This is a genomic window from Bacteroides pyogenes DSM 20611 = JCM 6294, assembly GCF_000428105.1.
GTDB lineage: Bacteria > Bacteroidota > Bacteroidia > Bacteroidales > Bacteroidaceae > Bacteroides > Bacteroides pyogenes.
Window position 1 is genome coordinate 43,555 of the sequence record NZ_KE386626.1, and the last position, 24,504, is coordinate 68,058.

At 46.8% G+C, this 24,504-nt stretch carries 18 protein-coding genes, 1 tRNA gene and 1 pseudogene; 12 read left to right on the forward strand and 8 right to left on the reverse strand.

All coding sequences use genetic code 11. The annotated features are described in order from the left end of the window. Positions 1-640: 640 nt before the first annotated feature. The 9 genes and pseudogenes from C234_RS0115425 (at position 641) to C234_RS0115465 (ending at position 12,292) form a co-directional block, all read left to right on the forward strand. On the forward strand, positions 641-1,105 hold the full coding sequence (locus C234_RS0115425) for an Lrp/AsnC family transcriptional regulator (protein ID WP_027326493.1): 465 nt from the start codon (positions 641-643) through the stop codon (positions 1,103-1,105). Between the two features lie 4 nt (positions 1,106-1,109). Next, on the forward strand, positions 1,110-1,421 hold the full coding sequence (locus tag C234_RS0115430) for a DUF4491 family protein (protein ID WP_027326494.1): 312 nt from the start codon (positions 1,110-1,112) through the stop codon (positions 1,419-1,421). 192 nt (positions 1,422-1,613) lie between these two features. Further along, the gene (locus tag C234_RS0115435) at positions 1,614-2,840 is read left to right on the forward strand and encodes a transglutaminase domain-containing protein (protein ID WP_081688179.1); all 1,227 of its coding nucleotides are present in this window, start codon (positions 1,614-1,616) and stop codon (positions 2,838-2,840) included. 192 nt (positions 2,841-3,032) lie between these two features. Continuing rightward, positions 3,033-3,106, forward strand: a tRNA-Ile gene (locus tag C234_RS0115440). Positions 3,107-3,675: 569 nt separating this feature from the next. After that, positions 3,676-3,977, forward strand: a pseudogene (locus C234_RS18330) (IS982 family transposase); the annotation flags it as partial. Positions 3,978-4,294: 317 nt separating this feature from the next. Then, entirely contained in the window at positions 4,295-7,189 is a 2,895-nt protein-coding gene (locus tag C234_RS0115450; protein ID WP_027326496.1) for a TonB-dependent receptor, read from the forward strand. An 8-nt stretch (positions 7,190-7,197) separates the two neighbouring features. Beyond that, a complete protein-coding gene (locus C234_RS0115455) occupies positions 7,198-8,466 on the forward strand; it encodes a DUF4876 domain-containing protein (protein WP_027326497.1) in 1,269 nt (422 codons plus the stop codon). Between the two features lie 28 nt (positions 8,467-8,494). After that, positions 8,495-10,054: a DUF6850 family outer membrane beta-barrel protein gene (locus C234_RS0115460; protein ID WP_027326498.1), complete on the forward strand. Its 1,560-nt coding sequence runs from the start codon at positions 8,495-8,497 to the stop codon at positions 10,052-10,054. Between the two features lie 36 nt (positions 10,055-10,090). Further along, on the forward strand, positions 10,091-12,292 hold the full coding sequence (locus C234_RS0115465; RefSeq protein WP_034537020.1) for a HEAT repeat domain-containing protein: 2,202 nt from the start codon (positions 10,091-10,093) through the stop codon (positions 12,290-12,292). A gap of 237 nt (positions 12,293-12,529) precedes the next feature. Here C234_RS0115465 and C234_RS0115470 read toward each other — a convergent pair whose 3' ends face one another. From C234_RS0115470 to C234_RS0115485, 4 genes are all read right to left on the reverse strand, one after another. Next, positions 12,530-13,096, reverse strand: coding sequence for a plasmid pRiA4b ORF-3 family protein (locus tag C234_RS0115470; RefSeq protein WP_027326500.1), 567 nt, complete (start codon positions 13,094-13,096; stop codon positions 12,530-12,532). 393 nt (positions 13,097-13,489) lie between these two features. After that, positions 13,490-14,608 carry a DNA-processing protein DprA gene (gene dprA / locus C234_RS0115475; RefSeq protein WP_027326501.1) on the reverse strand — a complete coding sequence of 373 codons (1,119 nt, stop codon included), beginning with the start codon at positions 14,606-14,608 and terminating at the stop codon, positions 13,490-13,492. After that, positions 14,605-15,006 (reverse strand): acyl-CoA thioesterase, encoded by a 402-nt coding sequence (locus tag C234_RS0115480; RefSeq protein WP_021644607.1) that lies wholly within the window; start codon positions 15,004-15,006, stop codon positions 14,605-14,607. Before C234_RS0115480 ends, dprA begins: the two co-directional genes overlap by 4 nt. A gap of 15 nt (positions 15,007-15,021) precedes the next feature. Next, positions 15,022-16,317, reverse strand: a complete 1,296-nt coding sequence (locus C234_RS0115485; RefSeq protein WP_027326502.1) for a peptidase U32 family protein — start codon at positions 16,315-16,317, stop codon at positions 15,022-15,024. A 195-nt stretch (positions 16,318-16,512) separates the two neighbouring features. On the opposite strand from C234_RS0115485, the gene dusB reads away from it, so the two are divergent. Further along, on the forward strand, positions 16,513-17,496 hold the full coding sequence (gene dusB, locus C234_RS0115495; RefSeq protein WP_027326503.1) for a tRNA dihydrouridine synthase DusB: 984 nt from the start codon (positions 16,513-16,515) through the stop codon (positions 17,494-17,496). Between the two features lie 313 nt (positions 17,497-17,809). Here dusB and C234_RS0115500 read toward each other — a convergent pair whose 3' ends face one another. From C234_RS0115500 to C234_RS0115515, 4 genes are all read right to left on the reverse strand, one after another. After that, the gene (locus C234_RS0115500) at positions 17,810-18,331 is read right to left on the reverse strand and encodes an isoprenylcysteine carboxyl methyltransferase family protein (protein WP_027326504.1); all 522 of its coding nucleotides are present in this window, start codon (positions 18,329-18,331) and stop codon (positions 17,810-17,812) included. A 282-nt stretch (positions 18,332-18,613) separates the two neighbouring features. Then, positions 18,614-19,585, reverse strand: coding sequence for a phosphatase PAP2 family protein (locus tag C234_RS0115505; protein WP_027326505.1), 972 nt, complete (start codon positions 19,583-19,585; stop codon positions 18,614-18,616). Continuing rightward, the gene (locus C234_RS0115510) at positions 19,576-20,583 is read right to left on the reverse strand and encodes an NAD-dependent epimerase/dehydratase family protein (protein ID WP_027326506.1); all 1,008 of its coding nucleotides are present in this window, start codon (positions 20,581-20,583) and stop codon (positions 19,576-19,578) included. Before C234_RS0115510 ends, C234_RS0115505 begins: the two co-directional genes overlap by 10 nt. A gap of 38 nt (positions 20,584-20,621) precedes the next feature. After that, on the reverse strand, positions 20,622-21,524 hold the full coding sequence (locus C234_RS0115515; protein ID WP_027326507.1) for a cation diffusion facilitator family transporter: 903 nt from the start codon (positions 21,522-21,524) through the stop codon (positions 20,622-20,624). Between the two features lie 319 nt (positions 21,525-21,843). On the opposite strand from C234_RS0115515, the gene rnr reads away from it, so the two are divergent. Both rnr and C234_RS0115525 read left to right on the forward strand, forming a co-directional pair. Next, the gene (rnr, locus tag C234_RS0115520) at positions 21,844-24,000 is read left to right on the forward strand and encodes a ribonuclease R (RefSeq protein ID WP_027326508.1); all 2,157 of its coding nucleotides are present in this window, start codon (positions 21,844-21,846) and stop codon (positions 23,998-24,000) included. Beyond that, complete coding sequence (locus C234_RS0115525) at positions 23,997-24,476, forward strand: pyridoxamine 5'-phosphate oxidase family protein (RefSeq protein ID WP_027326509.1); 480 nt, start codon at positions 23,997-23,999, stop codon at positions 24,474-24,476. Before rnr ends, C234_RS0115525 begins: the two co-directional genes overlap by 4 nt. Positions 24,477-24,504 lie beyond the last annotated feature (28 nt).

Genomic DNA, 24,504 nt, shown 5'->3' on the forward strand with positions numbered 1-24,504 from the left:
TAATTAACCCGCAGACGCACGGTGTCTCTCTTTTGAGCGGCGGAGTAGCAGGCCATCATCGTAATGATGCTGAGAAGGAGAATTCGTTTCATAATGATATTCTTTTATTACTTAATCAACAATATGCTGCGGAGCATCTTCTATTATTACATAATAACAATACTTTTTTTCGATATCCGCGCCTTTGATCAGTCTGGTCTGAACAGTTCCCAATACCGGCAGTGAACTTTTTGGTTATTTGCAATATTATAACATAAAAACACAAAAACAAAGCAAATTCTCCTCTTTTTAAAGAAATCTGTTGCTAAACACAAAGCAGCCGCAAAATCATTTCATAAAGCCAGTAAGACACTCAATGACAGGAACATCATCGAAGTATCCTCCGTTCCCATCAGGGTGGCGGAGCTCAACAAACTGCTAAGCTGTTCGCCTGTTTCACCCGACGAGGCTCATGGCGGATAAACAGGAAACATACGGCATAACGAAGCTATGGGAGAAAACAAAAAGAAGTAGATGTCCATTTAGGATACCTTCATTTTCGTTTCTGCATCTTTTTCTTCCCAAATAAGAAGAGAAATTAAAATAAATCTCTATATTTGCTTACTATTTGCTAATAAATAGAAAATTCAAACTTATTATTATGGAGAAAATAGATAACCTCGACAGGCAGATTTTGGAGATTATCTCTCAGAACGCCCGTATCCCTTTTAAAGATGTAGCGGCAGAATGCGGTGTATCACGCGCAGCCATCCACCAACGCGTACAAAGGCTGATCGATCTGGGAGTCATTGTAGGTTCGGGATATCATGTAAATCCCAAATCATTGGGATACAGAACATGTACATACGTCGGAATCAAACTCGAAAAAGGATCTATGTACAAAACCGTTGTCGCCCAGTTGGAGAAAATTCCCGAAATTGTAGAATGCCACTTCACCACAGGAGCATACACCATGCTGACGAAAGTTTACGCATGCGACAACGAACATCTCATGGATCTGCTGAACAACAAGATGCAAGAGATTCCGGGTGTGGTAGCCACCGAAACATTGATTTCGCTGGAGCAAAGCATCAAGAAAGAAATCCCCATCCGTTTAGATAAATAAGCGAATGGAATTTCTTTACGATCATCATTTGGCGGGATTATTCATCGGGATTTGTACTTTTTTGATTATCGGCCTTTTCCACCCCTTAGTGGTGAAAGCCGAGTATTATTGGGGTACCAAATGCTGGTGGATATTCCTGATATGGGGAATCATAGGCGTCATAGCTTCATTGAGCGTGAGCAATGTCATCATTTCCTCTTTATTGGGTGTTTTCGCTTTTTCTTCATTTTGGACCATTAAAGAAGTGTTCGACCAGGAGAAGCGGGTAAAAAAAGGATGGTTCCCGAAGAATCCCAAGCGGAAATACAAGTTCTGAAAGAGCTGCCTTCTCCGGGGCGCGTCCCTGCGAAGGCATCGCTTTCGCGGCGATGGAGGCGGTTGGTCTGAGAGATCTGCCTTCTCCGGGACACATCCCCTCGAAAGCAATATCGGTACAGCAAACAAGGCAAACACACTGCGACAAAACCTTTTACAAACAATTTATATCCACACAAACAGAGAATATATCATGAAATTACATCGAACACTCTTTCTGTGCAGCTTGACGGCTATGCTGAGCATGGGCGCATGCACTTCGGAAGATCCGCTCAACGAAAATAAAAAACAGGAAGAACAACCCAAAGAAACAGAAACACAGCCTGAGGAAACCGGAGGAGAAATCTTACGGCTGGAAGGAAGCGGCACCCAAAAAGTGAAGCTTTTGCTTCCCCGAATTGCACCCGAACGCTCCAGGCAAATGGGACGCACCGATATCTCTGAAACCGAATACAAGGAAATTGCCACTTTCACCCAATCGCTGGTGAAGAGGTTGAAGACGGAAAAAGAAAAGTTCAACTCCATATACGACTGGATTCGCAAAAACATAAAATACGAGTTGGGAGACAACAGGCCGTATGCCGTATTCAAAAACAAACAGGCGGTTTGTCAAGGGTATGCCGATCTGCTCAAGGTGATGTGTCACACGCAACATATTTCCGCATTCGTCACCAACGGTTTTTTAAATATGGGGCGTGTTTGGGGCGGTCATGCCTGGAATTATGTACGGGTAGACGGTAAATGGATAGTAGCCGACCCCACCAACGGCCCGGTATACGATATAGATGAAACGGAAAAATATGAGAAAGACCTGATTCCGCAGAGTCTGGACGGAGTCTTGTTTTCCGATGACGACTTCGAATATGGACTTATCGAAGAGATGCTTGCCGCAACAAACGTAAAGCAGACACAGAAGAAACGGCTGACCGTTCCGGACCATATCAGCGGAATAGAGGTAACCTGTTTCAATCCGCAGTCCGCCATTCCGGGTCAGGTAGAAGAAATCGTTTTAGGCAAGCGGATACAATCACTCGGCGGTGAAACAAGCATGGGCTTACTCCATTACGGCACAATGCTGACAGACTTAATCATCAGCAAGGATAATCCGCATCTCGAAAATTACAAGGGAGCCGTTTACCCTAAAAAAGGGAAAAAGACGAACATACCGCTCTACATCCCCGGCAAAGTAAAGCGGGTGGAACTAAAGCCGATTAAATTCGTGGACAAAAACCTGATCACCCGGCACAACGGGCTGGAAGAGCTGATCTTTGCGGAAGGCACAGAGGAGATTAACGACTATGCCATAGAAAATTGTCCAAACCTGAGAACAATATGGATACCGGCAAGCTTGAAACAACGCGGAGAAAAAGCTTTTTACGGATGCCATCCGTCGCTGATAGTAAAAACAGGGAAGCCCTGAAAGGGCGAACAGGCAGGATACCACTTCCGAGTCAGTTTACACGGAGCATAAAGCCGGTTCCGTCATTACCAGTAACGTTTATCCCATAATCCGCATATACGATAAAGTCCAACGTTTTTTTGCCATAAAATCTTGCATAACTCCACAAAAAGCTCTACCTTTGCTACCGCATTAAAAAAGATCAAATGCAACGGACTTGTAGCTCAGTTGGTTAGAGCAACAGACTCATAATCTGGAGGTCCCTGGTTCAAGCCCAGGCTGGTCCACGAAGCAAATCAAGCACTTACGATGACGTTGTAGGTGCTTTTTCTTTTACAAGGTAGCCTTTTTGAAGCAGTGCCCCTTTGTGACCTTCTGAAACGTAGTGCGATTTTTTGAGAGTTCACGAAATCTCATATCGTCTTACCACATCAGTTATATGCTCATTTTCCCACCATGATCTTGTACAGTTCATTTGAGGAACAAGAAAGCCACTGACCTTTGTCATAAGGTCTAAAAATCAGAGAGTTTACTCATTCTGTTGTCAATCTTGAAGAGATGAATATTGCAACAGTTGGGTGATCCTTGGCTTTGAATGAGAGAAGTAATCATGAGTTATCAGTAAACAAATCACCTAATATGCACACAACTTAGGTAAGGTGGTACACTTTTTAACGATTGTACTTCTCTATCCGACGGTTAATCAGTGGATATCTCTCAAACTCCTATTAACACAAGTTCGGGATAAGCCATACCTTTGCAAAAATAAATCGGCAGTTTGATAAGGCTGCCGATTCTTTTGGTAATATTTATGATAATTAGCATCTTAGAGGTGAAAAACAATAAATACCCTATCATGATTACCGAAAGTAAAGTTACTGAAACTCTGTATTGCAGACGATTTTAGCAAAGAAGTTGAAGTGGAGATGGCTAAAAATGCACTTCCATCCACTCCCGACGCACCCAAACGCAAGCGAAAGCGCATGATCCGGATGCTGAAGTCATCACCACACTAATCTGTTTTCACTTCAATTCATTTCGGTACTTTAAGCATTACTATAGACCTTCTCATACAACCGTTTTGTCGAAATTATGCCAAGATGTTTCAAGAGAAAGTATTTCATGAAAGTGTTCAAGGGTATTGCAGAAAAAGGAAAAAGAGGCCAAAATGAACACCCTCAGGTACAATCACTTCAATATCCCTATAATTAGGTAATACCAAACACTTTCCAAACAAAAGCCAAAAATTTATGCATTTAGAGAATAAAATAAGTGTATTGCTCTCGAATCTGATAAAAAAAGGCAAAAGCATGTTCAAAAGCTCTATTTTCTTGTTTTTTATTTGATTTATAAATAAAATTTCTTATTTTTGAAACAATTATCTTCGAACAAGAATCAAATTGTAAACAAGAATAAGAAAATCGCGAATATACAATACCTAATAGTAGGGATTTTATTTAAATTATTCTCCATCCATGAAAATAAGTATATCAGACTACGCAAAAACAATAGTAGCATTGTTGGCTCTTACAGCTCTGTGGATCATCTCTACACCTTTTGTTAACGCACAAGACGGAAAGAAAGCGCGTATTTACGGCACAATTTATGAATCGGACAACAATGAAAGGTTAGTTCCTTTAGACTTTGCATCCATCTCATTACCCGACTATGCAATTGGGACTGCCAGTAATAACAACGGTCGCTATACATTGGTCAATATCCCTCACGGCAAAGCACGCCTCCAAGTTAAATATCTTGGCAAGCAGACGATTGACACACTTATTCACATATCCGGTAATATAGAGTTGAACTTTGTAATGAGAAGCGAAGATTTCCGCATCAAAGAAATTGTAGTAATTGCAGAAAACAACCAAGCAGGCAAAGCCACCTCTTCCAAGATCTCCAGAATGACTATGGACCACTTGCAAGCAACCAGTCTACACGATCTATTGGTCTTACTTCCCGGAGGAACTTCTTCTGAACCAAATCTGAACAATGCACAACAAATTAATATTCGTCAAATCTCCACAGCCTCTAAGGGACACCAAACTTCGTATTCAAGCAAAACTAAAGAAAGTGACCTCAACGCCTTAGGAACAGCCATTATAAAAGATGGAGCGCCGGTTTCCAATAATTCCAACTTACAAGCTTTAAATCCTACAGTTCAAGGAGCGACCGCAGCTCTTGGAGGCGGTTCTTCTCCTTCGGGCGGATTAGACGTACGAAGCATCTCTACCGAGAATATCGAATCGGTAGAGGTGATTAGAGGAATTCCATCTGTAGAATACGGAGACCTCACTGCCGGAGCAGTCATAATCCACACTAAAGCCGGTCGTGAACCGCTCCGCATCAAAGGAAAAGCTAATCCGAACGTATATCAAGTGTCTTTAGGAACAGGCTTTGAATTAGGAAAGAACAGAGGTTCGTTAAACGTAAGCGGAGATTACGCGTACAACACGAATGACCCTAAATCCTCTTATATCCACTATCAACGGGCAACCGCAAAGCTTTTGTATTCAAATGTTTTGTTTAAAAACAAACTCCGAAGCAATACATCAATTGATTTTATCTATGGAAAAGACCAACGTGACCGAAACCCCGACGATGAAAGAACCCAAACGGCTTCTAAAGGACAAGACGCCGGTGTAACATTCAATACAAACGGCACATGGAACCTCAACAAAGGGTGGTTACAAAACATACGTTACGTAGGTGCGGTCACTTATACCTCGCGCACCAGCTTTTACGAAAGCGTATACTCTTCTGCCAACGCACCCTATTCAATGACAACAACCGATGGAGCTGTTCTTTCCAATAAACCCGGGCAACATATATTCGACGCGAACGGCGAAGAAATAACAAACTTTGGAAAACCCGACGAAGGGCATTATGCTATTTATCTGCCCAACAGCTACAAGGGACGTTACGACATCGACAGTAAAGAAATCAATGTATTCGCCAAGATTTCCGCCAACTTGTTTAAAAAATATAATTCTGTGAACAACCGAATCCTCTTAGGAATAGATTTTAAATCCGACGGCAACATCGGAGACGGAAAAACCTATAATCCATCCGCACCTCCTTATAGGGTCTTAAGGCAGAAAGACGCTACTTTCCGCCCACGACCATATCGAGATATCCCGTTTGTAAAACAACTCGGGGCTTTCATGGAAGAGAACTTCCGTTGGGAGGTAGGCGAACGCTCGCTAAACATTCAAGCCGGACTGCGTTATGACAAAGTATCGGTTGTGAAAGACGCTTTATCACCTCGTATAAACGCTTCTTTCGATATTGTTCCAAACAGAATAACGCTTCGGGGAGGGTATGGGATTGCAGCAAAAATGCCGACATTACTATATCTGTTTCCCGAAAAAGCCTACTTCGAATATATCAACTTGAATGAGTTGGCCAACGAAAATATTCCGGAAAATGAAAGGTTGTTTATAACTACTACCAAAGTGTATGATACCGAAAACAACAAACTGAAAATAGCCAAAAACCATAAAGCGGAAATCGGTCTGGATTTAAATCTGGAAAAAGCCAAATTGGCGGTAACGGCATTTAGCGAACGTTTGAAAGACGGTTATTCATTAGACCGCGATTTCAATACATTCAAACCGTTTACCCACAACGAGTACAAACGCGATGCCGACAATAAACTTGCGTTGGCAGGAAGTTATCCGGTGTTATCCGATTTTTACAAGCCGGGAAACAACTGGTTTGTAAATACCAAAGGGGTTGAATTCAGCCTGAACGTAGAACGAATTGACGCTATCCGCACCTCATTCCAGCTCAACGGTTCGTGGATGCGTACTGAAAGCTATAACGACGGATACGACTTTTACGACAATAGCCCAAATGCGCCTTCGGCACGCAAAGACATAGCTATTTACGCCACAAGAGGATCGACAAATTATGGCCAGCAATTTGCTACGACACTACGTACCACACACAACATTCCAAGCATCGGATTCGTGATCACACTTACGACTCAGGCCATTTGGCAACAATCCGATTGGAAAACTTTCGGAAACGACTCGATTCCGATAGGATATATATCGACAAAAGACGCTTCCGTACATATGTTCCCCGCAAATCAGTATACTACTATAGATGCCGTCAAAGCGGCCGGATATGAATATATGCTACAAAATGTCGATCATACAAAAGCTATCAAAGAATCGAACCCGGCATACTTCTGTTTCAACATCAATATAACAAAGGAAATCAGCAACAACATGCGTGTTTCTTTTTTTGCCAACAATATGTTCAGAAGCTACCCAAGAGTGGAGTCTAAACGCAAGCGGGGTACATATAACATCCTGAACAACCGCTTCTATTTCGGACTGGAATTAGCAATCACCCTATAAATATCAATATTATGAAACATATATTACCCATACTCGCGCTCATTATATCGGTATTCGCTTCATGCGAATCTTTTAAAGAGGCAAACGATGCTAAGAAGATTGCACCTATCAGCCTTTCCGTAAAGGCAATCCTATCCGTAGAAGATTTAAAAGAGATACAGAACCTGACTATCAAACTCGATAATTACACAGAAGACTTGCACTTGGTGCAAACTACCGACGACGCAATCACTCAGATAGAAAACATCATTCCGGGTATTTATACCATTTCCATATCCGGCACGGGAATTGATTCCGAGGGAAATGAATACTATCTAAACGGCAACCTGGTGAACAAAGCCCTATATGAAGGGATTAAAACATTGGAAATTACGTTGAGAGGCTTGAAAGTAAGTCCTTTGGTTTTTAAAGAAATTTATTATGCCGGCTCGAGAACTCCACTAGACGGAGTGTACTTCAGAGATCAATTCTACGAAATATATAATAATTCGGCAGAAACAATCTACCTGGACGGCATTTATTTCGCCAATTTAACTCCAGGTAAAGCCACAACCCTGCTGCCTATCTGGCCCGAAGAAGATGGCGATAACTACGCATATGCCGAACGTGTATGGAAATTCCCCGGAAACGGAACCGAATATCCTTTGGCATCCGGAGAGTCTTGTGTAATATCCCAATTTGCAGTCAACCATAAACTTGAGCAATACAATCCAAATTCTCCGGTAGATTGCAGTTCCTCAGATTTTGAATTTAACATGGATAACCCGAAGTTTCCTGACCAACCGGCCATAGACATGCTTCATGTCTTCTATGACGGGAAAGCAGAAAAAGGTAAAGTACCCCAATATTTAACCTCTGTTTTCGGAGGAGCTTATGTTATTTTCCGTATCCCTGAAGAGGAGCAATGGGATCCGGTGAATGATAACAATATGAAAACTACCGACTTAAGGAATCCGAACAACAAAAGATTTTATGCAAAGATACCGGTTAAACACGTATTAGACGCTGTTGAGTGTATCGATAACGAATCGATGGTGAATGCCAAGCGTGTGCCTGCCGTCCTCGATGCGGGGCTCACGTATGTAGGCGCCACCTATTGCTCGCTGAGCATTGCCCGTAAGCGGACAATGAATGAAGACGGCGAACCCGTTCGCCGTGAAAACGGGGCTTTGATTTTCGAAGATACAAACAATAGTACAAACGACTTTGAAAGAGGGCTTGTTCCTATTTTAAGAAGATATGATACAAAAATTCCGGCATGGAATCACACCAGGTAATTTTTCCTACGTTTTAACCCGAGAAGTTATGAAAAAACAAAGAAATATAGTCAACAAATTAGGTATCCTTTCGTTTGCATGCCTGCTGAGCATACAAATTCAATCACAAGGATTCTCCACAGCAGGAGCAGAACTGTTCAAACAAAAAAGGCTCTGGTCTTATTCCGGAAACGCAGCAGGAATAGCATTTGACAACACCCGAAACTATTCCAGCCTCCAATTGAAGTACCATACAGAAGAAGGAAACTTTTGCCGCCCGCAAGAAGGACAAACGATCAAAGCGTTTAATGTAAGCAGTGAAGGGTTCTTGAACTTGCAGAAAGTCTATGTATGGGGAGCGTTCTCATTCGAGCAAGAAAATAAATACGATGCCGGATACAACGCTTCAATTACCGATCCGTTCAGAGGAATGCCGTATTATGTTGCCGACACTCATCAAAGCAATTGGAGAAATCAGTATTATAATCTTAAGTTCGGCATCGCTACTCCCCGATTCTGGAATAAAATCACTTTTGGACTTAAGGGAACATACATTGCCTCACTAGCCGCCAAACAAAGGGATCCGCGGGTAGATAGCCGCTTCTATACATTAGAGTTGACCCCCGGAATAACTTATACCATTAACAACCAACATATTTGGGGAGGAAACATTGAATACACATCTATAAAAGAGGATTCCAGAATGGGAAACACAAACATTTACACAGATCAGGACTACTATGAACTATATGGCTTGGGAGTGGCCATGAAAGGCATAGGAAGCGGAAGAGAAACCAATTATTACGGAGACAAGATTGGCGCAGGTCTGCAATACAATTATGCAAAACCAAAAGTAAACCTTCTTTTTGAAAGTTATTACACAATGAAAGTAGAAGATGTAAATATAGGTTTTATGGACCCCAGAAAAGATGCTTCAATTAAAGACAAGCAGATTAAAGCCGCATTAAGCATGTTTACCACAGGGAATAAAATTACGCATCATGCTAAATTAAGATATATCTACAGCCGCAGAGACGGTATACAGTACATCAACCAACACGACAACAGTGAATCTGAAAGTAAATGGATTCAACTGTATCGCAGCATTCGTTCTACGTATCAAACCCGGGCGTCATCAGCGGACTACTCATTAGTCTGCAACAGAGGCGACGAATATAACTGGAAAGTTGATGTAAGCGCGACTTATACGAACAATAAAGACGAGTATATATTACCGAACTCTACTAAAAACTCCGAAAATCTATATCTATACGTATGTGGAAAAAAGAATATTGTAATGGGGGACAAATTAAATAAACGCCTATTGTTAAGCGCCAACGGAGGATATAATAAAAACCTGTCCGGTAATTATAAATACGGAGGTCCCCATCCGGACTATCCGACTGTAACGGAACTTGAAACCGCAGATTCGAATTTCCAGACCTCCGACTACTACAGAGTCGGGATATCGGCATCCTATTCGCAACAATACAAAGCGGACAAATCGGCTAACCTCTTTGCCAAAGCCGGTTTCGAGTATACAAAAACCTCCGATTTTAATTTCAACCACCGAAAATACCTGTCAATCAGTATTGGTTGTCTTTTTTAAACAAGAAAACATCATTCTAATTAAATCCATAAACTCATGAAGTTGAAAAAATTACTCCTCCTTTTGCTCATGATAACCGCTTTTTGTGATATAAACGCACAAAAAATCATGACTCCCGGCATAAAAACACCGACAACTTTTGCCATTCTCGTAGATGAAACAAGTTATGAAAAGGTCAAAGAAGCTATTGATGCTTACAAGCAAAGTATAGAAAAAGACGGATTGGGAACTTATCTAATAATAAATAAATGGAAAAATCCGGAAGAAATACGCAGCTTACTAATCACGCTGCACAACGACAAAAAATCGCCTTTGGAAGGATGCGTGTTGATTGGCGATATTCCCATCCCGATGTTGCGCGACGCGCAACATCTGACCTCTGCGTTCAAGATGGACCAAAGACGTGACTGGAAGAAATCAAGTGTCCCGTCAGACCGCTATTATGATGATTTCGGGCTGAAATTCGACTTCCTCAAGCAAGATAAGGACATTCCGTCATACTACTATTACTCGTTGCGTGCCGATTCCAAACAATACCTATCTCCGGATATTTATTCCGCACGTATCAAACCTCTGGAATTAGAGGGAGCAGATAAGTATGAACTTTTACGGGAATATCTGACCAAAGTTGTCAAAGAGAAAAAAGAAAACGCGCATAATATCGTCGACCATTTAAGCATGGGGCGAGGACACGGATACAACTCCGAAGATCCCGGCGTATGGGCGGGCGAACAGTTAGCGCTACGAGAGCAGTTTCCACAGTTATTCCAACCGGGAAACTCCGTGAAGTTTTTCGAGTTTGACGCTCAATTTCCCATGAAAGAGATTTACCTCAATGAGGTGCAAAATCCCGATCTCGACATAATGCTTTTTCATCATCACGGTTCACCGAAAACACAATACATCAACGGATATGAAAATGTAAGCGCCCCGATGCCGAGTATTGAGAACGTTAAACGCTTCCTGAGAGGGAAAATTCCTTCAATGGCAAAGAAGGAAGGAAAAGAAGCTGCCATAGCATATTATATGAAAGGCTACGATGTGCCGCGCAATTGGTGCGAAAGCGCATTCGACCCTCAAAAGATTGAGGAAGACTCTCTTTTCAACCTGACACTCGACATTCATACGACTGACATACATAACCTGAAACCGAATGCACGCTTTATAATGTTCGATGCTTGCTTCAACGGATCATTCTATGAGAAAGATTATATAGCCGGAGCGTATGTTTTTGCGAAAGGAAAAACCATTGCAACGCAAGGAGCAACAGTAAACACGATTCAAGACAAATGGCCCGATGAGATGCTCGGGTTATTGGGAGCAGGCATGCGTATCGGACAGTTCAATCGGCTGGTATGTTTTCTTGAGAACCATATTATGGGAGATCCTACTTTCCATTTTGCCAACAACACCCTTAACTTTGACATAAACCATGCAGTGGTGTTAAAAAAAGGCAATATCAACTTCTGGAAGAAACAACTTAACAATCCGCTTCCCGACATACAAGCACTGGCTTTACGCGAACTGGCCGATGCCGATTACCCTGAAATTCCAACACTATTGAAAGAATCTTATTTCAATTCAGACTTGTTTGTAGTGCGTTTGACAGCGGTGCGCCTGTTAGCCCTCAATTACTCCGAACACGCGATACCTGTTCTCAAAGCAGCTATTAACGACAGCTACGAACTGATTCGTCGTTTTGCTGCAGAATATATAGAAAAAAACGCTTCACCGGAGTTGATACCGGCCTTTATCGATGCGTACATTCAACGCGGACACGAAGTTCGTCTCGGTTTCAAAATTAATTCCGGATTGGCAGCTTTCGATTTCAAAAGCATGCGTGAGGAAATAGAAAAGCAAACAGCAAAGCGGCCTTTTTACAGTACAAAACGCATAGAGCTACTGAAAAAAAAGATTGACCAAGAAGAAGCAAACAGTATCAAAAACTTGAAAGCAATAGGCGATACTGCAACCAAAGCCAGCGAAGCCCGCTTGGAGATTATACGTTTTCGCAACCACCCCAGCATAATGGCCATTAACCCTCTTTTAGAGTTTATTGCGGACAATAAACACGACATGCAGCTACGCATAACGGCTTGCGAAACTTTAGGGTGGTTCAGCAAGAACTATCGCAAAGCAGATATTATTGCGGGACTCCGACAAATAAAAACCGACAATCAAGATTTGCAAAATGAAATTAACAAGACCATAAAACGACTGAAAGATAAAAACAGGTAAGAAAGCCGGCCGGCACAGAAAAATAAGACAACTAAGCCATATCCGGTTAGTTGTCTTATTTATGCTTCAGTAATAAGTTTTATCCGCCAGCCGGAAGAACTTTCGGCGCTATAAAATACATTTGTGTAAATGTGGAATACGGGATTCAAAAGGGATTCCGTATTTTTTTATACATTTACTAAATGAAGAAGACTATGAAAGAGAAAAATCATAAAAAGGATGATTGGACTGAAGCAATCACAACTCCTTCAGGTAATCATTCACCTCGTCTATATCAAAGCTTGTGGGATCCCAGTTCTCGCCCTCTTCCAGCCCGAGCCATTCCCGGTAACTTTCAACTTGTTCGCCCGACGATTCACGGAAAATCGCTTTCATGTTTTCGTATCCGTACACGCCTCCACAGTCTTCCGGCGGACAGGCGCCTTTTCCTGAAAGGCAAACGGCTTTCTTCTGCTTAACCTCGGAAACAGCCTCCAATGTGATTTCATGCACCCAGTCGTCGCCGAAGTCGTAGACATACAGCAGTTTGCGAAAATGGTCCGAAAAGATGTCGGAGAGCTTTACTTTAGAGGCATCCTGAGGCTCGTTGAAGACGTCGAAGTCTTCTTCTTCGGGCATGGATATGCAAAGACGATAACCGTATTCTTTATCCACAAAATGGAACAGATGATAGTCTTCCCAGCCGAAAGCCGCTTGTATGACATCATGAAACTTCAGGAAAGTGAAGTTTCCCGGAACGGCAACCTTTCTCCATACGGGAGGTTTGGTTATACCTTTGATCTGAATTTTAAACTGATATATCATAGCATCGTATTTTGTTCCGCAATATACTGTTTTTCTGAAAGAACTGTGCAATTTCTCTCCTGTTTTAACTTATAGATCGTTGCAATTTTCTGTAAAGAAGCTCAAGGCTGATGGTTTTTCTCTGTTATAGACAGACGGTTTAAAGAGATGTGCCTTTATATTACTCCTACCTGCGCTGCTATCCATGATATATATTCACCGCGAGAACCATATATACACATCGTCGTAGCCATATATACACACCACGGTAGCCATATATGCATACCACGGTAGCCATATATACACACCATGGTAGCCATATATGCCTACCGCGGCGGATATATATACCCACCGGGGCCGCAAAGCATACTTGCCGGATGAAGCATACGGCGCAGCTTTTCTATGAGATAATAGTTATAGCAGTTGGTACATTCCCCCGGCCAATACGCGGACGACTCCTTTCATCTCCAGCTCGAACAGCAAAGCGCTCATTTTGTGTACGGGGATATCGGCTTCCACCACCAACGTGTTGATTTGAAGCGCTCCTTGTCTTTGCAGGATACGGACAACTGCCTGCTCTTCTTCGGTGAGTTCGGGGAACAGGGCACGCTGAACATTCTCCGCTTTATCTTGACGGACGGGCACGCCCCACCCCATCGCCGACACGAAGTCTTCTGCCGAAAGCAGCAGCGAGGCCTTGTTGTCGCGAATCAGCCGGTTGCATCCTTTGGAGTACTCATCGCCTACCCGGCCGGGGAAAGCAAAGCAATCGCGGTGGTAGCTTTCGGCAAGCTCGGCAGTTATAAGTGAACCGCCTTTCTCTGCCGACTCTACTACGATGGTGGCATCGCACATGCCGGCAACGATGCGGTTGCGGCTGACGAAGTTGTGGCGGTCGGGGTTCGTGCCGGAAAGGAACTCCGTCAGCAAGCCGCCATGTTGCAGCATGTCGACGGCGGTTTTACGGTGCACGTGCGGATAGATGCGGTCTAAGCCGTGAGCGAGGACGCCCACCGTAGGCAGTTGGTTCGCCAATGCGGCACGATGGGCATGGATGTCGATTCCGTAGGCCAGTCCGCTGACGACCAGCACATCGGGACACAAGGCTTTCAGGTCGCTCAGAAAAGCATCGCAAAGCCCCTTCCCGTAATCTCCGGCATGCCGTGTTCCCACGAGATTGATGACGCGGAGGGCGTTCAAATCGGCTTCTCCTTTATAAAAAAGAACGACCGGGGCGTCCTCGCACTCGCGCAAGCGCGAAGGATAGTCTTCGTCGTTCAGCGTCAGACAGCGAATCCGGTTCCGGGCAATGAACTCCATCTCGCGCTCGGCACGGGCAATCGCTTCGGGACAGTCCAGCGCTTGCACGATCCGCTCGCTGACCTCCGGCATACGCCCGGGTATCTCCTTACGAAGACGGAACACATCAGCGGCGCTGTGCATTCCGTCCATCAATCTTTTCGCTCCGATATGCCCCACTCCGGGAATCATTGTCAGAGCAATGCCATAGAGTTGTTCTTCTTCCGGGTTCATTTCAGGTAAGGAGCAAAGTAGCTGTCAAACAAGTCGCTGGTATTCAGGCGCCCGTTCACCACGCAAACAGTTTCAACGATGCCCTTCACCACTACCTTATTATCGCTTTTGCGGAAAATATCCTGATAGAACACATACTTGATGCCTTCTTTCTGCAGATAGAGCTTGCATACGCATTCGTCTCCGCTCTTCAACGGAGTCTTAAACGCCATATTGATGCGAGCCACCACAGGGTCTACGCCTTGCCGGTGGAGTTCGGCAAAGTCGATTCCCACAGAGAGCAGGAATTCGTGACGCGCGTGTTCCAGATAATGTTGATAGTTTGCGTTATTCACAATGCCTTGCAGGTCGCACTCATAGTCGCGCACCTTCAATGTCAGTTCGTAGATATATTCCATTCTTTCTTTATAAAATTATTGTTTCATTGCCTCCTTGTCGCTTTCCGGGGCAATTCCTTTAAATCTTTTCAACTCGGCGGTAGAAACCAGTTTGTAGAGTTTGTCGCTCGGACGTATCTTGTTGAGCTTCATCGAGAAATGTTGGCCTTTCTTCACTGTCTGCACCGGCTTCAGCTCCACGCGGGCCTCATCAAGGGTAGCAAACATGGCTCCGGTGGTAGGTCCGGTAATCAACAGCTTATCGCCCACGTTCAGCTCGGCGGCTTCCACCAGAAACTCCGCCACGCCGATGTTCGAGAAGTATTTGATTCCCCGTCCCACGTATATCTTACGCTCCGTAGCCTCCGAGCCGTAATTGCGGCTCCATTCGCCCAGTCGCTGCCCCAGGTAATAGCCGTTCCAGAATCCGCGGTTGAATACCGTCTTCAGCCGTTCATCCCAAGCGGCTATCTTCTCATCGGTAAACGTGCCTTCCAGATTGGCTTTGATCGCCTCTTTGTAGCATTCCACCACCGTGCGCACATATTCGGGACCGCGCGCGCGTCCTTCGATCTTGAACACGCGTACGCCCGCGTCCATCATCTTGTTCATGAAGTGGATAGTCTTCAGGTCTTTGGGCGACATGATGTATTCGTTGTCCACATCCAGCTCTACATCCGTCTCCTTGTCGCGAACGGTATAGCCCCTCCGGCATACCTGCATGCATGCGCCGCGGTTGGCCGAATGGTTCATCTCGTGAAGCGACAGGTAGCATTTGCCGGAAACTGCCATGCAAAGGGCTCCGTGACAGAACATCTCGATACGGATCTGTTCGCCGCCGGGACCGCAGATGTTCTCTTCTCTGATGACACGGTAGATTTCCGCCACCTGCTCCAGATTCAGCTCGCGAGCCAGCACCACGACATCGGCAAACTGAGCGTAAAACCTCAGCGCTTCCGTGTTCGATATGTTCAACTGAGTAGACAAGTGCACCTCCTGCCCGATGCGGCGGGCATAGTTCATCACCGCTACATCGGCAGCGATCACAGCGGAGATACCCGCCTCTTTTGCCGCGTCGACAATGGTACGCATCAGCGGAATGTCTTTGTCGTAAATAATGGTATTCACGGTGAGATAACTTTTCATCCCGTGCGCGTCGCATGTCTGCGCTATTTCCCGTAAGTCGTCGATTGTAAACGTGTTGGCCGATCTGGCTCTCATGTTCAGGTTTTCGATACCGAAATAGATCGAATCGGCGCCTGCCTGAATGGCTGCCGCAAGCGATTCGCGCGAACCTACCGGAGCCATTATTTCAAAATCTTTTATATTCATTCTCTGTGTCAGCAATCATTTAAACATAAATAATGATACAAAGGTACGAATTTATCCGTATTTTTGCGGAAAATAAATCTGAAAGAACAGGTTGCAAAAAGGCAAAAGAATCTGCAATATCCCGTAAGCAAGATCATTGCCACCCAAATCCAAAGACAAGGCAACAGACAAAGACGCTAATAAATAAAGGCTTATATGAAGATAAACCATATAGATTTGGGCGAACGGCCGCTGCTGCTCGCCCCGATGGAAGATGTGACCAATCCGGCATTCCGGCTGATGTGCAAAAAGTTCGGGGCCGACATGGTGTACACCGAATTCGTGTCGAGCGACGCACTGATACGTTCCGTGAGCAAGACAGAGCAGAAGCTCAACATCAGCGACGAGGAACGCCCCGTAGCCATACAGATATACGGAAAAGACACCGCAACCATGGTGGAGGCCGCCCGGATAGTGGAACAGGCCAAGCCCGATATTCTCGACATCAACTTCGGATGCCCGGTGAAGCGGGTAGCCGGAAAAGGCGCGGGTGCAGGCATGCTGCAGAACATTCCGCAAATGCTCGATATCACACGCTCGGTGGTGGATGCGGTACAGATTCCGGTGACGGTGAAAACCCGTTTGGGATGGGATGCCGACAATAAAATCATCGTCGATCTGGCCGAACGACTACAGGATTGCGGCATTGCCGCCCTTACCATACACGGACGCACGCGGGCGCAGATGTACACCGGCGAGGCCGACTGGACACTGATAGGCGAGGTGAAGAACAATCCGCGCATGCACATACCCATCATCGGCAATGGCGACGTCACCACGCCGCAACGCTGCAAGGAATGCTTCGACCGTTATGGCGTAGATGCCGTGATGATCGGCCGTGCCAGCTTCGGACGCCCGTGGATATTCAAAGAAATCAAGCATTATCTCAGCACGGGAGAGGAACTTCCCCCGCTCAGCTTCAAATGGCGCATGGATGTGCTGCGTCAGGAAGTGACAGACAGCGTGAATCTGCTCGACGAACGCCGGGGCATTCTGCACGTGCGCCGTCATCTGGCAGCCAGTCCGCTGTTCAAAGGCATACCGAACTTCCGCGACACCCGAATCGCCATGCTGCGGGCAGAGACCCAAGAAGAGCTGTTCCGTATATTTGATGGGATAGAGCAGCTTGGGTTGGAGTGAGGCGAGAATGATCTTTCTTTAAAGATAGACAGACTGCAAAGTAAAAACTGAGAGGCCGGTTTTTCGGGCAGTCTCTTTATCCATTGCAACAGCATTACTCCCTGATAATGGATTTGCTCCTTTTGCTTCTGCACGTAACCGAAAGCTGCATACTCGACAGTAAGATTCCAAGATTTTGCTGCCCAAAAGAGGCAGAGGCGGTATATTCGATAAGAGGAAACCGGCGAATTCAGTAAGAGGAGCCAGCGCATTGGATAATGAGAGCCAATAACAGCCTTTCGTCGCTATCCGCACCTACGATAAACGGAATTTATCATAAACTATCGCCCCAAAGCCCTTTCATGGCGTTCTCTTCCTGCCGGATGCGGATGGCGAGAAATATGCAGTACACGGGCAACCCCGCAGCCAGCGTGTACCACGCATTACAGAGCAGAGCCACTCCGATCAGTTCGGGCACAATATTCAGATAATAGTTGGGATGCTTCACCACACGAAACAAGAAACTCTTCTCGATGCGATGATCGGGAAGGATGTAAAGCTTCACGGTCCACACATCATGCAATTTTGCAACGACATAAAACAGCATAAGGTAGGCGAACGCCATCACCGCAGCTCCTATCCATGAAGTTCGGTTGAAGCTCACTCCCGTCGCATACGCCTCGTATAATGCCGAGAAATAATAAGCGATGTGAGCCAGAGTAAGGCAAAGCGAATTGGTTTTTCCATACTGAACCGCTCCTGCCTGTACGATTCTTTTCTCGTTCCGGATGGAGTAAGATAAAGAAACCAGGCGAAGCACAAAGAACAATGTAAAAGTAATGATTATGTACGTCATGTGACAGTTGTTTATTGATTATAATCCGATTATAAAGCTGCTACTCTCTGCAATCGAACAGCAGAATAGCTTACAAAAAGTTTTCAGCCCGCAAAAATATAAAAAATAAAAGAATTCCCAAGCAGATACTCAAAAACCGGGAAACGGAACAAATAATGTATAGGATGCAAATCGGTAACACAACAAGGTCTCGGAATAGACTGCGCCACGATCGTAACAAACAGCAGCGGTAAAACAACAAGGACTTGCCATCCGTTGTGAAAGTTGTTGTGGCTTGATTTCTCACTTAAACATCGGCGTGGCAAACCAGCGTTTGTACATCCACGTCACCACCACGTAGAAAAGGAAGGCGGTGAAGAAGCCTACCACGGTGTCGATCACATAGTGTGCCTGAATATACACCGTAGCGCCGCACAGCAGCATGTAGAAGGGAACCAGACAGAAGAACAGTTTCCGGCTGGCACGCCACGACATGATCATGAGGATGGTGGAGATGCCCACATGCGAACTGGGGAAAGCGGCGGTGGGGCGTTCGCCCACTTGCTGCGAACTTTCTACCAGATTGTAGAAAAAACCGTGCTGATAGCCCGGACCGGGAAGCAACTCCTGATGGTGGTTGAAATAATCGCCGATGGAAGGAAACACGCCGTTCGCCACATTATCGAAACCGATGGCGGGGAAGTAGAACTGCGGACCTGCCACAGGCACGAATATATAAATAAGGTAGTAAATGAAAAACGAGGTGACGAGCACGAAAGACATCTTTTCGAACCACTCGAAGCAGAAAAGGAAGTAGTAGAGCGCCACCACCAGTATCATGGGGTAATAGAAGAAGTACCCCATATTGAAGGCCTCACTCACCACCAGATGAGGAAACGTATGGCAGAACCAGATAGCGGGCTGGCCGTTGAAGATGAACTGTTCGACGGAGGCAAACAGATGATCGAGATTCGGGAAGAAGCGGTTGAACTCGAACGTATCCGGATACCAGTACGAAAGCAGGCTCATCTGAATGGCAATGCGGATAAAAGCCGAGAATTTACACGGCGCCAACCGGTAAAGATACATCAGCAGGAATGTCATGGCGGCAATCATCGCTCTGTCGAGCAGCATATGCCAGGGATGATCCATCCGCTGAAACAGGAACAGAATCAAGACAGAGGTCAACAAGGTGTAGATGAGTGTCGCTTTCTCTACGGCAAACAACCCTTTACGGGATTCCACACGCTTAAACAGGTCCAATACTAAAGCCATCCTTCTTTTTTATACCAGGCAATGGTTTCGCGAACGCCTCTCTCCAAATCGTACTCGGGACGATAGCCCAACTCATTGATGGTGGGAGAGATATCGCATTGCCAGTTGCGTTGTTTCATTATCTTATACTTGTCCGAATTCAGGGTGCTGCTCTTTCCCGAGCGCGCTGCGATGAATTGAGCGAGCAAAGATACTATTTTTAATACAATCAACGGACATTTCACCCGAATAACAAACGGATTGCCCAGTTCTTTCCGTATCAGGTCGGAAAAAGCGCGGCTTCGATACACCTTCCCGTCGGTAAGAAAGTAAGCCCTGCGCGACACGCCTTTCTCTATGCCGAGGAAGATGGCCTGCACCATGTCTTTCACATACACAAAGGTCAGGTCTTGCCGGCGCAAACCTACGGAGAAGTCGACATGGCGGCGGATGGACTTCGCCATCAGGTAATAGTCGGATTCGCGCGGGCCATACACGCCGGTAGGGCGATAAATGACATAAGGAAATCCGGGAATGCTGCGGATATACTCCTCTGCCCGGAGCTTGCTGCGCCCGTATGCCGTGTCGGGCATCGGCGTGTCGGTCTCGCGGATGGGCGAGTAATCGGCTTCGCGTATGGGGCCGAACACGCTGAGCGTACTGATATGGATGAACTGACACGGAACCATGTCGAGCTCGCGCAGGGTATCTGCAAACAGGCAGGTCTGCCGGTAGTTCACCTCATCGAACATTTGCTCGTCGGGGCATTTGGTCACCCCTGCGCAGTGCACCACATAGTCGAACGCTCCGTTTGCGGCTTTATGCGCCGCCAGGCAAGCCTTGAGCTTATCGGGACGGGCAAAATCGAGTTCCATGAAGTTCAGCGCGGAGTCTTTCAGGTATCTCCTGCTGCTCGTAGACCGTACTCCCGCCCATGTGGTGAACCCTCGCCTCAACGCCTCCTCTACAATGAAGCTCCCAATAAAACCGCTCGCTCCCGTCACTAAAATACTTCTCATATTTACGTCTGTTTTTTTATCGCTTACTTTAATCTGTTTCATTTCAACGGCTCCACGTGGATATTGATCAGCGTCGACCGCCCGAACATCTCCTTCAGCCTGCATTCGATGGCGGTGGTCTTGTCATGAGCTTCCTCCAGAGACATCCGCCCGTCCATCCGCACATGCACCTCGATGGCGTAATAGCTGCCGATGCGGCGGGTGCGGAGATGATGCGGCTCGCTCACTCCGGGAAACGAGAGCAACGTCTCTTCGATTTGTTGTTCCACTTCATCGGGCAGGGATTTTTCCAACAGCTCTTCCACCGAGGGAACGAGCAACTCGACCGATACTTTCATGATGAAGAAGCTCACAACCAGAGCCGCCACAGGGTCGAGCACCTGCCAGCCATCACCCAACAGAATGGCGCCGCCGATACCGATGGCCGCACCCACCGACGAAAGCGCGTCGCTCCGGTGATGCCAGGCATTGGCCACTACCGCCTGCGAGTCGACCTTTCTGCCCACGCGCACCGTATACCTGTACAATACTTCTTTGAAAAGTATCGACACAAGCGCCGCAATGAGCGCCACCATCCCCGGCTCACCCGGCGATTCGCCTTTGACGAAAAAAGCGTAGATGGAAGAAGCGGCAGTCCACAACAGCCCGAATCCCACCGCAAGCAGCAGCAAGCCTATGATGACGGTAGCCATCGTTTCGTATTTTCCGTGTCCGTAGTCGTGCCCCTTGTCTTGAGGTTTGTTGGAAATCCGCACGAAGACAATCACAATCACATCCGTCACGAAGTCCGACAGCGAATGAACGGCATCGGCAATCATAGCGGCACTATGCCCCACGATACCCGCCGTGAATTTGAATACGAGCAACAGCAGATTGACTACACTCCCAACGATGGTCGCCTTGTAAATCTCACGTTCCCGAACCTGCTTTTCTGTCTCCATGCTGCGATATGATTTGATAAGATACAGGCAAATGTACACAATTTCCGCACTGCAACCATCAAGTTGCAATCAAAAACAAGTGCCGCCCGTCACTTTTCACCCCATTTGAGTTCGTAAACGGGAAAATATAACTATATTCGCCATTGAAACCTCTTCGGGACTTCCGCTTTCGGTATCCGTCATTCCGGCGGGAAGGTTGCCGCAGGCATTTCCCGAATGTTCCGCACCGAACCGGACTCTCCGTTTCCCGCCATTGCGCGCTCATCGGAAAGGAAGAAGAGCCGGTCGGATTGAACTACATAACAGAATCATTTTTATTATGGCAAAGAAGAAAGAAAAGAGAGAGAAAAAAGCAGGCAAGAGAATGGGTAAAAAACAACTTACCGCACTGCTGTCAGAGCTTTTCCATGCCAAAACGGGCGAAACCATGAGCATGAAACACATTTTCTCGGAGTTGCGCCTCACCACCCATCCGCAGAAAATGCTCTGCGTAGATATCCTGCACGACTTGGTGGCAGACGATTACCTCAGCGAAGTGGACAAAGGCAAATTTCGCATCAACACGCACGGCACCGAGATGACGGGAACTTTCCAGCGCAAGAGCAACGGAAAGAATTCTTTCCTTCCCGAAGACGGAAGCGACCCTATCTTCATCGCCGAGCGGAACTCCGCCCATGCCATGAACAACGATAAGGTAAAAATCATGTTCTACGCCAAACGGAAACACCGGGAGGCGGAAGGCGAAGTGATAGAGATACTGGAACGCGCCAACGACACCTTTGTGGGCACGCTCGAGGTGGCTAAGTCGTACGCCTTTCTGGTGACGGAAAACCGTACGCTCGCCAACGACATCTTCATCCCGAGAGAGAAACTGAAAGGAGGAAAAACGGGTGACAAGGCCATCGTGAAAATAACCGAATGGCCCGACAAAGCGAAGAACCCCATCGGACAGGTGATAGACATACTGGGGCGTGCCGGAGACAACACTACCGAGATGCACGCCATTCTTGCCGAATTCGGATTGCCCTACGTATATCCCAAGGCGGTGGAGAAAGCGGCGGACAACATTCCGGCGGAGATCACTCCCGAAGAGCTTGCCAAACGCGAAGACTTCCGTAAGGTGACCACCTTCACCATCGACCCCAAAGACGCCAAAGACTTCGACGACGCTCTCTCCATCCGCCCGCTGAAAGAGGGGCTGTGGGAAGTGGGCGTACATATCGCCGATGTGACTCACTACGTAAAGGAGGGAGGAATCATCGACAGAGAGGCGGAGAAGCGGGCCACATCGGTCTACCTGGTCGACCGCACCATCCCGATGCTCCCCGAACGGCTTTGCAACTTCATCTGCTCGCTGCGCCCCGACGAAGAGAAGCTGGCGTACTCCGTCATATTCGACATCACCGAGAAGGGAGAAGTGCAAGCTTCGCGCGTGGTGCATACGGTGATCAAATCCGACCGCCGGTTCACGTACGAGGAGGCGCAGCAGATCATCGAAACCAAGCAGGGAGACTTCAAAGAGGAGGTGCTGATGCTCGACACCATTGCCAAGGCATTGCGCGAGAAGCGTTTCGCCGCCGGAGCCATCAACTTCGACCGCTATGAGGTGAAGTTCGAGATAGACGAGAAAGGGAAGCCCGTGAGCGTCTACTTCAAGGAATCGAAAGACGCCAACAAGCTGGTGGAGGAGTTCATGCTGCTTGCCAACAAGACCGTAGCGGAGAAAGTGGGGCGTGTGCCGAGAAACAAAAAGGCGAAAGTGTTGCCCTACCGCATTCACGACCTGCCCGATCCGGAGAAGCTGGAAAACCTGTCGCAGTTCATCGCCCGCTTCGGCTACAAAGTACGCACCAGCGGAAGCAAAACCGACATATCGAAATCCATCAACCACCTGCTCGACGATATCCACGGCAAGAAGGAGGAGAACCTCATCGAAACCGTCTCCATCCGCGCCATGCAGAAAGCACGATACTCTACCCACAACATCGGGCACTACGGACTGGCGTTCGAGTATTACACCCATTTTACCTCGCCCATCCGCCGTTTCCCCGATATGATGGTGCACCGCCTGCTTACGAAATACATGGACGGAGGGCGCAGCGTGTCGGAACAGAAGTACGAAGCGCTTTGCGAGCACAGCTCGAACATGGAGCAGACGGCTGCCAATGCCGAACGGGCTTCCATCAAGTACAAGCAGGTGGAATTTATGAGCGAACGCCTCGGACAGGTGTACGACGGGGTGATCTCCGGAGTGACGGAATGGGGGCTTTACGTGGAACTGAACGAAAACAAGTGCGAGGGCATGGTTCCCATACGCGATCTGGACGACGACTACTACGAGTTCGACGAAAAGAACTACTGTCTGCGCGGACGCCGGAAAAACCGCACTTACAGTTTGGGAGACGCGATTACGGTGCGTGTGGCGCGCGCCAACCTCGAGAAGAAGCAGTTGGACTTTGAGCTGATCGAGAAATGAGGACTTTTGCGATAGAAGAAAAGGAGCGGATCGAGTCCATCATCCGCCAGTCTGCCGTATGCCATGTAGGCATCACCGATCCGGAAGGAAATCCGTACGTCATCCCCATGAACTTCGGCTACGAAGACGGCATCATCTACCTGCATTCGGGACCCGAAGGCGGCAAGCTGGAGATGCTCGAACGGAACAACCGGGTGTGCATCACCTTCAGCCGGGGGCACGAGCTTGTCTACCAGCACCCGAAGGTGGCTTGCAGCTACAGCATGCGCTCCGAAAGCGCCATGTGCCGAGGGCGGGTGACCTTCATCGAAGACATGGAAGAGAAGCGGCGCATTCTGGACATCATCATGCACCATTACACCGACAACGAGTTCGGATACTCCGAGCCGGCATTGCGCAATGTGAAGGTATGGAAAGTCCCCGTAGAACGGATGACCGGCAAGATCTTCGGACTACGGGGATATGAGAAACCCTGAAAACTTCTTGTTTACCACAGCTTCACAG